This window comes from Bacteroidota bacterium (assembly GCA_030017895.1).
Taxonomy (GTDB): domain Bacteria; phylum Bacteroidota; class Ignavibacteria; order UBA10030; family BY39; genus JASEGV01.
Window position 1 is genome coordinate 1 of sequence record JASEGV010000091.1, and the last position, 9,766, is coordinate 9,766.

Here is a 9,766-nt window from a genome sequence, read left to right on the forward strand (position 1 = left end):
TTTCCCTAATGGCGGTCATTAGAAATTTATAGCCTATTGAACAATCTGGGTTTATATTTCTTAAATTTGAAAAATTCGCTTTATTTAATTATTAAAGTTGAATTAAATAATTTATTTGGAGGTATTTTTCTTGTCGATTCTTTTAATGTAAACAAATAAAGAAATTGCTAATACGGTGATAATAAGCGTTACAGCAAGTAAGCCCCATCTTCTAAAATAATATTCATCAATTGCTTTTTTGCCGGCAGATTTTACTTCAGAAGTAACCGCAAATCCTTTGTTTGCAACCTCAGTAAATTTTACAAGATTGAAAGCATGCACGATGGTTCGGGTTTCTAATTTCGCCTGACGAATATCACGTAACTTGAATTTTGCTTCCGATACTTCCATCCCTTTTTGTTCAGCTTCGGTAATTAGTTTGATAGTTTCCTGTTCTTCATGAACTAAGCTATCCAGAGTTTTTCTCATTTGTGCCGCATCCCAATACCCTATTGGGTTTTTGGTTTCGGTATGACAACGCGAGCAAATCGCTTCGGAAGTTGTTCCGATTAATTGATCAGTACCCACAATGATTGCATGATTACTGTGACAGGTTTCGCATTCAGGAAGTTTCAGATCGTCAAAAGCTTTTTTATGCGGACTTTTTGCAAATAAGTCGGCATTGAAGACGTGGCAAGTTCCGCAAACTTTTGATATTGATTCAAATCCCGGAGGAGCAGCACCGTGATTGCCGTGACAATCGTTGCACGATGGAGCCGCCGCATCACCCTTATTTAATAATGCAACACCATGAATGCTTGCTGCAAATTTTTCGTATTGGTCGGTTGGTATTTTGTATTGCTTCATCAATTCTGCGTCGCTGTGGCAAGCAGCGCAAGTTTTTGGTAAATTCGCGGCGTGAACATGCGATCTAACATCCTTTGCAACCCTGATGTCGTGGCTGCCGTGGCAATTGGCACACGTTGCTGCGTTGGCATCTTTCTTTTTGTTCAATTGCCCATGGATGCTCGTCAAATATTTCTCGTGTTGATCGGTTGGTAATGCCGGATTGTAATGCCGCATATATGAAATATCGGAATGGCATTTTGAACAGGTTTGCACAACATTGTTCGAATGAACAGGAGAAGCAACATTTTTTACTGATACAATATTGTGTACACTATGGCAAGTTGTACATTGTAATATTTTTTGATCGCCTTTGACAGTAAGTTTTCCGTGAACACTATTATTCATTTTTTCAAACTGATCGCTATGGCAGTTGCTGCACACTTCCGCAATTTTATCACCACACGGAATCCCTATGAACCCTGCATCCTTATTCATGGATTCGTCCATGCCTTCTTTAGATGCATCTCCACCATGGCAATCAACGCACGAAATTCCTTGAGCAAAATGTAAATCGGTCGGAAATAATTTTGCAGGTTTATCGCCATTTGCCTTATGGCATGCAATACATTGGTCAACTTTTTTCTGTGCCATACCAAAATGCACTGAAACGATAAGAAGTAATATTACAATAAATATATTCATAACAGTCCTTAAATGAATTCACTTTTATTCTAAATAGCCAAGTACAGTGAGTAAAATTATATACACTAACGCAAAAATACCGAGATAATTTATGAATCTGGTTTTTTCGCCACGAAGAGTTTTGCGATCCCAAAAAGGAACTGAAGTCCAGAGCAATCCTGCAGCACTGAATAACAGAATTCCCAACACTTCACCATCCATAAACAGAATATGCGCCGGAATATATTTTAAAGTTTGAAACATAAACATAAAATACCATTCCGGTTTTATACCTGCCGGTGCGGGAGCAAACGGGTCGGCTTTAACACCTAACTCCCAGGGAAACAAAACGGCAAGAAGGGCAACAATATTCAGAACCACTAACCAAAATAATAAATCGCGAAGTAAAAAATTCGGAAAAAAAGGCATTGTCTTTTTTTCAGTCACTGGTTTGTTTTCATAACCAATAGGTTCACTCATTCCTTGTCGTTGAACAAGGATCAAGTGTATCCCTAACAAAACAGTAAATATTGCGGGCATAACAGCAACGTGAAATCCGAAAAATCTCGAAAGCGTTGCACCCGTTACATCTTCGCCACCGCGCAAAAATTCAAGCATCGGTTTCCCGATTACCGGTATAACTCCGGCGATATCAGTTCCGACTTTTGTAGCAAAAAAAGCGAGTTCATTCCAAGGAAGTAAGTAACCGCTAAACCCGAAACCCATAGCTAAAAATAACATAAGCATACCTGTAATCCAGGTTATCTCACGGGGTTTACGGTACGCACGTGTAAAATAAACACTGAACATGTGAATGAAGGCAGCCAACATCATTAAATTTGCCGACCAACTGTGGACAGAGCGAATTAGCCACCCGAACTGAACTTCAGTCATTATGTATTGGATACTCTCAAATGCTAAATCTTCGCTCCCTTTATAGTAAAGCAGTAACATAATTCCTGTAACAACCTGAATTATAAAGAGAAAAAGCGTTATACCACCAAAATAATACCAAATCGAATGACTATGAACAGGAACATATTTTTTTGCAGCAAATTGAATTATATCTTCGAATTGGATTCGCTCATCGAACCAATTATAAAACATTTTCCAATAGTTTTTTTTCATAATAATACCTTATAAGATTTTGGAAACAAAAATATCTTCCCCCTGGATGATAACTTTGTAAGGAGTCAAAGGACGCGGAGGCGGTCCAGAAATATTTCTTCCGTTTAAATCGAATTTACCATTGTGGCAAGCACACCAAATAACTCCTATATCTTGTTTAAATTGAACTGTACAATCGAGATGCGTGCAGGTAGCCTCGAATGCTCTGAATTCGCCGCTCTGAGTTTTAACCAAAATTCCCGGCTTAGTGCCAAACCTAAACATAATACTGCTATCATTAGGTATCTCGTTTACTTTGCCAATTTTTACAGAAGATACTTCAGCCGATTTTGTTTTAGGCGGTTTCAAATATGCAATTATCGGATATAATATCATAGCCGCCAGAGCAGTCAACGAACCACCTAACACATATTTTAAAAATTTTCGTTTAACTTGATCCACTTCCATATTGCACTCTTCTTTCTATTCACCAGTATGACATTCGTTACAGTTAGTCGTTTTCCACTCGTCGCCAATATCTTCAGGATGCTGGAATTCTAATCCGGTTGTTGTGAGTGTTTTTGGAGATAATTCAGAACCTTGATATAAAATTGTGTGGCAACTGTTACAATCTTTAGTAATTGGTTTTCCCAAAGGACTAACAAGTTTTCCGTTGTGGCATCGGAAGCAACCGGGATTGTTCATATGGCTGATATTTTCTGGATAAGCTCTCCAAGTAACTTGCATCGAAGGGAAGAAATTGCGTGAATAAATTTTTTGAACTTCTAAAACTGCCTTTTTAATTATTTCTGACCGGGTAAAAGCAATCTCTTTGTATTCACTCCCATAATAATTTTCAATTATGTAACGGATACTATCAAGTGCTTTTTCTTTTGTGGAATAATTATAGGATAACGCCTCTACTCCAATTTTTTTAATATATGGAAGTGTAGGATCAATGTGTTTCAAATACATTGCTAAATCAACTGCTGATGTCGGTGGTTTATAAACGTGTGAAGGTCTGTTATGACAATCAATACAATCGACTTTAAATTTCTTACGTGCCTCAACCTCTGTGTGAGTCAACGGATTATCGGTTATGAAATATTCGGTTACATTATTTTGATGGTCGGTAGTTTTAACATAAACAATTTCTTGCCGTGCAGCATCGTCTGCTATATATTCAATATCCTGCATAATGTTCATATGCCAGTGAATACCAGCAGTCGGTCCCATCTCAGGAGAGCCGCCGCCTATCTTCATAAGTAACGAGATAGTCCAAGGTGTATTCACTTCATCCTTCTTAAAATAAGTTTTTTGCTTTTTAGATTCAGTGAAAAAATACTGGGGCCAATGGCAGCGTTCACAAGTTTCTTGAGCCGGGCGTAAGTCTTTAATAGGAGTTGAAATGGGTTTCGAATATTTATTGAATAAAACAGAATAAACCTGATAAGCGCCCGAAATTTTTGACTTCACAAACCAGTCGGCTCCTTGTCCGATATGGCACTCGGCACATTTGACACGTGCGTGCGGCGAAGTTTGATAGGCTGAGTATTCGGGTTCCATCACTTCATGGCACACTTTACCACAAAACTCGACTGATTCAGAATATTCAAATGCCTGGTAACTTCCAAAGGCACTGGAAAGCATAAATACTACCACAACAATAATAAAAATCAAAGTTCCTCTTCTATGGCGGGGATTGTTAAAATCGACGTTGATGAAGTGCCTGACTTCTCCCCCTCTTATTCTTCGCCGCCTCTCGAAAATTATTCCAATAATAATCATCAGCAAACCGATTACCAAAAAAACTGGTAATATTAAAAATGTTACAATACCAAAATATACCGGAGTTTGAGGGATAAATATTCCGATTAAGAATAAAAATATTAACGATACAAACGATATTAAAGCAACAACCGATCCGATAATACTAAGTGGGTTATAGAACGTATCCGGATATTTTTTAGCCATAAAATATTCCTTTTTTTGATAGTTGAATATACAAAAAATAATCTTAATCAAAAATTATTTTAGTCTATTACCGTCCAGAATTTCCAATTTATCTTTGCAGCTAATACACAAACTTGCTTTCTTCAAATCTATGTCCTCAACATAAGTCGATGAGTGCATTACGCACATGTAATCCTTGCAATGTATTAAGCCGAATGTATGCCCAAGTTCGTGTATAATTTCTTTGGTAGTCCTTGTTTGAAGAAGTGGTTCGTTTTTGGGTAAACCGTAATACTCGTTGTGAAGTCGATGCGACGATGCTATCGCTGCACGCCCGTTTAATTCGGCTTCACCGAATACATAAGTTAATATAGGAACAAACAGATCTAAATCAGTTAAAATAATTGCTTTGGAATCGTTTTGTATTTTGCCGCTGTTGAGCAGTAGATGGAGAATTTGGGTTGAGTTATATTGAAGGCGGTTCGCATCGAAAGTGGCACCAAAATCCATAACCGCTTTCCTGAATGAGACCTCTAAATTGAATGCTGATTTAACTTCAATACAGAGTAACCCAACATCTAATTTCTCAAAATTCCGGGCACCTAAAATTTCGACGAACATCTATTACCGGTTCTTTAGGTTAAATTTATTGATTTTGTTGTATAAAGTTGCCCTGTCGATATCGAGGACTTCAGCAGATTTAGAGATGTTCCAATTGTATTGATTAAGAATTTTTAAGATATGGATTTTTTCGATTTCTTCGATTGAGTCTGAAGCCGGTTTGATACCATTAATATTTATCAACTGGAAAGGTAAATCTTCCTTCCTGATTTGTGGCGGCTTGCCTACCACCATTGCACGCTCAACGGCATTTGCCAATTCACGAATGTTCCCGGGCCAATCATATCGGACTAAAACATCCATGGCTTCCGGGTCGATTTGAGTTACCGGCTTATTCATTACCTGCGAGAATTTTTTCATAAAATGATTTGCAAGCTGCGGGATATCGCTTTTCCGTTCTCTAAGCGGTGGAAGAAATATTGTGAACACATTCAAACGGTAATACAAATCTTCTCGGAATTTTCCCTCTTTAACAGCCAACTCTATATCTCTATTCGTAGCACAAATAACACGAACGTCCACATTAATCACCTGTTCGCCGCCAACCCGTGTGAATTGTTTAGCTTCAAGAACCCGAAGCAAATCGACCTGGAGCCGTTCGCTCACACAACCGATTTCATCAAAAAATATCGAACCGCCATCAGCCATTTCAAACTTTCCCTTGCGGCGGTATTGAGCCCCCGTGAAGGCACCCTTCTCGTGTCCGAATAATTCGCTCTCTAACAGATTATCATTTATAGCACCGCAATTGACAGGGATAATTGGAAAATATTTTCTCGAACTGTGCGCATGAATTGCACGCGCAACGAGTTCTTTTCCCGTTCCACTTTCGCCACGAATTAAAACTGTTGTATCGGTTTTAGCTACCGTTGAAATCAACTCAAACACCTTCTTTATTTGTGAACTTTCACCTACAATTTCATCGAACTGAGTTAACTCATCTATCTTTTCACGCAGCTGTATATTCTCGGTCAACAATTTTTTCTGGTTGATGATATTGTTTACTATGTGTGTTAGTTCATCAGGGTCAATCGGTTTAGTTACATAGTCGTAGGCACCGTCCTTCAATGCCCGCACAGCCGAATCAACCGATGCAAAGGCAGTAATAATCACTACCGTCAGCGATTTATCAATCTCCTTCAGGTGGCGTTGTAATTCTAAGCCATCCATACCTGGCATTTTTATATCTACAAATGCAATATCGAAAGTTGCCGACTGAAGTTTTCGCAATGCTTCGGCAGCATTTTCAGCCGTATCAACACGGTAGCCATCCTCAAGAAACCACTTGTAAAGCGATTCCCGGACGATTTTCTCGTCATCAACTACCAATATTCCATAATTATTATTGTTCATAGTAATACCCTGCAATTTTATGTTTGTCTGTTTTTATTTTCCCGTGGCAACACAATATTAAATGTTGTTCCCTGTCCCACAACCGAGTCAACTGTTATTTTACCCTTGTGTGCGTTTACGATTCCATAAACTACCGATAGCCCCAATCCCACACCTTTGCCATCTTCTTTGGTTGTAAAGAATGGTTCAAATATTTGTTCCTGTATTTCACTCTGTATTCCGTGGCCTGTATCCGTAATTTGAATGGAGATATGATCGGCATCGGTATCGAACATTTTAATTGTTAAAGTTCCGCTACTTGGCATCGCTTCAATCGAATTAATCATCAAAGCAATTGTAGCTTGTTGTATTTGTGCGGCGCTGCAAAAGATGATTGGGTTTGTTAATTTAAAATCGCGCACTAATTTGATATCATGCATCTGCATATGGTGGGCAATCAACATAATACTCCGCTCTGTAATCTGTGCGAGGTTTGAGTCTTTAAATTCTTCAACTTGCTGTCTTGAAAACAATAAGAGATTTTTTACGATGTTACCGCAACGGAGCGATTCTTCAGCGACAAAATTTAAATCTTGTGATATATTTTCATAATCATCTTTTGTCAAATTATCTTTATTCAATCTTTTCACCTGAAGTTTTGTTAGTGTAATTATACCCTCAAGCGGATTGTTAAGTTCATGAGCTACTGTTGCGGAAAGCTGTCCAAGCGATGCCATTTTTTCGATTTGAATTAGATGGGCATGTGCACGTTTTAATTCGTCTGTCTTTTCATCGACTTTATTTTCAAGACTTATTGACCAGTCTTTAATTTCGTCGTAAGCTCTTTTCAATTTATCAGTCATATCATTAAACGCATCGGCGAGTTCACCGATTTCTGTTTTTGAAGTGATAGGAATTTTATAATTCAGATTCTTTTCTGAAATTGCTTTTGCTCCATCTATCAACTGATGAACAGGTTTGTGCACTAATTGCCTGATGAATATTGCCGATACAATATTAATCAACAAGATGATAATAATTGAAAATGCAAATACCTGATCCTGTGCCTCTTGAATATTTTGATCAAGTTGGTCGAGCGACATTTTAATATCTAATACACCTAACACTTTAGTTTCAGAAGGATGTGCATGACAGTTGGCAGTTGAACAATCGACTTCATTTTTTATCGGATTGATTAATCCTAACGAACGGTGTCCATCGGGACGTGTAACTATACGAGCACGACTTTTTTCAGGAACTGACTCAATCGGTTTTTCGGCAGCGTGGCAAACGTAACATGCTTCGGCGGTCATATCAACACTCGTCCCGATTTCCTCCTTAAGACTCGAAAACATTATCTCTCCTTTTTTATTAAAAACCCGGATGACTTCAATTCCCGGTTCTATCCCAAGACGATTGATAATTTGATGAGTATCTTCGCGTCGGTTTAGCAGCATCCCGTATCGAGTTGAACCTTTGATAAAATCGCTGAGGCGGCTTGAATTTATCTTCAAGTAAGTCATCATATGCTCTTCTTGCGATTGGAGAGTAAAATAAATATATGTCCCTAATAAAACACCCATCACCAATAGTAATGTTAAGAAGAGCCGAAATGAGATAGTATTGAATAAAGTTTTCATAGTAAACACACTCGTTGCTGAATAATAAAAAAAAATTCCACAGTAATTTGTGGAATTTTTCAACAATTTACAAATCCAAAAGTTATTATTTGGGGAAGCAGAGATTTCTGAGAATTTTCCAATATTCATCATTTGGTAGGATTTCGGATAGAGAAGAGCTGAATATACCTCCATCGAATTGAGTTGGAGATGTGAGAATCCTTTGTTTTTCAATTATTTCATAGAAATTATCTTTAGTCCGCTTTAATTCTTTTTGAAACCATACTTGAGCTTCTTCCCCTGTGTAAAAATCTTCTAATCTTGAATCTTTGTTGAGCCTGATTTTTGATAACCACGATTTTTGTAAATCGGTCGTGCGAATAAGATCTGGCGAATTTAATAGCAAAGCATTGTTTTGAACAACTGTTCCACTTATAGGCGAATATAATGTAAGTGTGCGTCCTTTTTGTATTAACCAGCAAAAACTTTTTCGTTGTCTGACAAACTCTCCGACTGGCATCATAACAATACAATTTATATAATTCAAAATTTTTGCTAACAAGATATCGATACCGATTGATACTGCACCATCTTCATCTTTGGATAAACGAATATGATTTTTTGAATAATAATATGTTGGATTGATTTCTGAATCTATTAATTTATCGATCAGCATCTTTGCCTGGTCAGAGTAATTCACAATTTTTCCAATGTTCGATGTTTTATAGTTTCCGTTTACAATTTCGCTCGAGATTTTAGATCGAATTATTCTATCGTAAGCACAATGCTCGCAGTCGAACTCTAAATCGCAGAGCTTGTACGAGACTACACCCGCGGACATCCAGACACATTTTGCATCGTTTGAATTCATAATAAAAACTCTTTTTGGAAATCACTCCAATCGTCTTCATCAAGGTCAGACAACACACTTCTTACGGGCAAACCGCCATCGTGTAAAGTTTGAAGAGTTAACTTTTCACCGTTCGATAATCGAATTATAAATTCTCTGAATCGGTGCATTTCATCATTCAGCCAAACTACTGCTTCATCCGCAAGTTTCAATGATTTAATCTCTGAAGATATTTTAGACGGTTGAACGACTACAAACCATCCATTATCGTATGGGTCAGAAAACAACTCAGGATTCTTCAGAAGTTCGCTGTTAAGCTGAACAACTTGCCCAGCTACAGGAGAGATAAAATTCAACACCTTGTCCTTCTGATTTATTGAAAAAGCTGGTTTATCTTTTTTTAGCAATTCACCATATGGCGGTAAAATAACACGATTGACATTTCCGATTGCTTTCACAATAAAATCATCTACACCAATCTTTACCATTCCTGATGGAAGGAGTTGAACCCAAGTATGCTTGGGATGTAAAAATAAACCTTTTGGAAAATCAATATCTTTGATACCGGCAAAAGTTGCCAAAGCCGACATCTTTTGCTGACTCTTCAAAATGTTTTTCACATATTGAATTATTGCTTTTTCTTCCTTTCGATATATTATATAATCAACAGCAAGGAAAATTATTATTGTTAATATGACAAATAAAATAGTCATCTTTTCTTATCAAGGGCAGTTCCAAAAATTCAAATATAAGTTTAGTGTTATAGATTTTATCG

General features: G+C 37.5%; 9 protein-coding genes. All 9 read right to left on the bottom strand.

Annotation, left to right across the window (positions count from 1 at the left end; translation table 11 throughout):
• Positions 1 to 111: 111 nt before the first annotated feature.
• The 9 genes from QME58_12840 to QME58_12880 all read right to left on the bottom strand — a co-directional run bounded on the left by QME58_12840 (position 112) and on the right by QME58_12880 (position 9,704).
• Positions 112 to 1,530, bottom strand: coding sequence for a cytochrome c3 family protein (locus tag QME58_12840; protein ID MDI6804706.1), 1,419 nt, complete (start codon positions 1,528 to 1,530; stop codon positions 112 to 114).
• A 24-nt stretch (positions 1,531 to 1,554) separates the two neighbouring features.
• Complete coding sequence (locus QME58_12845) at positions 1,555 to 2,637, bottom strand: cytochrome b N-terminal domain-containing protein (protein MDI6804707.1); 1,083 nt, start codon at positions 2,635 to 2,637, stop codon at positions 1,555 to 1,557.
• 9 nt (positions 2,638 to 2,646) lie between these two features.
• Positions 2,647 to 3,084 (bottom strand): Rieske (2Fe-2S) protein, encoded by a 438-nt coding sequence (locus QME58_12850; protein MDI6804708.1) that lies wholly within the window; start codon positions 3,082 to 3,084, stop codon positions 2,647 to 2,649.
• A 15-nt stretch (positions 3,085 to 3,099) separates the two neighbouring features.
• Positions 3,100 to 4,590, bottom strand: coding sequence for a NapC/NirT family cytochrome c (locus QME58_12855; GenBank protein ID MDI6804709.1), 1,491 nt, complete (start codon positions 4,588 to 4,590; stop codon positions 3,100 to 3,102).
• 54 nt (positions 4,591 to 4,644) lie between these two features.
• Positions 4,645 to 5,190: an archaemetzincin family Zn-dependent metalloprotease gene (locus QME58_12860; GenBank protein ID MDI6804710.1), complete on the bottom strand. Its 546-nt coding sequence runs from the start codon at positions 5,188 to 5,190 to the stop codon at positions 4,645 to 4,647.
• A gap of 3 nt (positions 5,191 to 5,193) precedes the next feature.
• The gene (locus QME58_12865) at positions 5,194 to 6,543 is read right to left on the bottom strand and encodes a sigma-54 dependent transcriptional regulator (GenBank protein MDI6804711.1); all 1,350 of its coding nucleotides are present in this window, start codon (positions 6,541 to 6,543) and stop codon (positions 5,194 to 5,196) included.
• Between the two features lie 17 nt (positions 6,544 to 6,560).
• A complete protein-coding gene (locus QME58_12870) occupies positions 6,561 to 8,162 on the bottom strand; it encodes an ATP-binding protein (protein MDI6804712.1) in 1,602 nt (533 codons plus the stop codon).
• Positions 8,163 to 8,247: 85 nt separating this feature from the next.
• Positions 8,248 to 9,012 carry a hypothetical protein gene (locus tag QME58_12875; GenBank protein ID MDI6804713.1) on the bottom strand — a complete coding sequence of 255 codons (765 nt, stop codon included), beginning with the start codon at positions 9,010 to 9,012 and terminating at the stop codon, positions 8,248 to 8,250.
• The gene (locus QME58_12880; GenBank protein ID MDI6804714.1) at positions 9,009 to 9,704 is read right to left on the bottom strand and encodes a hypothetical protein; all 696 of its coding nucleotides are present in this window, start codon (positions 9,702 to 9,704) and stop codon (positions 9,009 to 9,011) included. The genes QME58_12875 and QME58_12880 overlap by 4 nt, the downstream gene beginning before the upstream one ends.
• Between the last annotated feature and the right edge of the window lie 62 nt (positions 9,705 to 9,766).

What these genes read in the sequence shown, in the direction of transcription:
- QME58_12840 (MDI6804706.1), bottom strand. Translation starts at nt 1,530, where the DNA reads ATGAATATATTTATTGTAATATTACTTCTTATCGTTTCAGTGCATTTT.
- QME58_12845 (MDI6804707.1), bottom strand. Translation starts at nt 2,637, where the DNA reads ATGAAAAAAAACTATTGGAAAATGTTTTATAATTGGTTCGATGAGCGA.
- QME58_12850 (MDI6804708.1), bottom strand. Translation starts at nt 3,084, where the DNA reads ATGGAAGTGGATCAAGTTAAACGAAAATTTTTAAAATATGTGTTAGGT.
- QME58_12855 (MDI6804709.1), bottom strand. Translation starts at nt 4,590, where the DNA reads ATGGCTAAAAAATATCCGGATACGTTCTATAACCCACTTAGTATTATC.
- QME58_12860 (MDI6804710.1), bottom strand. Translation starts at nt 5,190, where the DNA reads ATGTTCGTCGAAATTTTAGGTGCCCGGAATTTTGAGAAATTAGATGTT.
- QME58_12865 (MDI6804711.1), bottom strand. Translation starts at nt 6,543, where the DNA reads ATGAACAATAATAATTATGGAATATTGGTAGTTGATGACGAGAAAATC.
- QME58_12870 (MDI6804712.1), bottom strand. Translation starts at nt 8,162, where the DNA reads ATGAAAACTTTATTCAATACTATCTCATTTCGGCTCTTCTTAACATTA.
- QME58_12875 (MDI6804713.1), bottom strand. Translation starts at nt 9,012, where the DNA reads ATGAATTCAAACGATGCAAAATGTGTCTGGATGTCCGCGGGTGTAGTC.
- QME58_12880 (MDI6804714.1), bottom strand. Translation starts at nt 9,704, where the DNA reads ATGACTATTTTATTTGTCATATTAACAATAATAATTTTCCTTGCTGTT.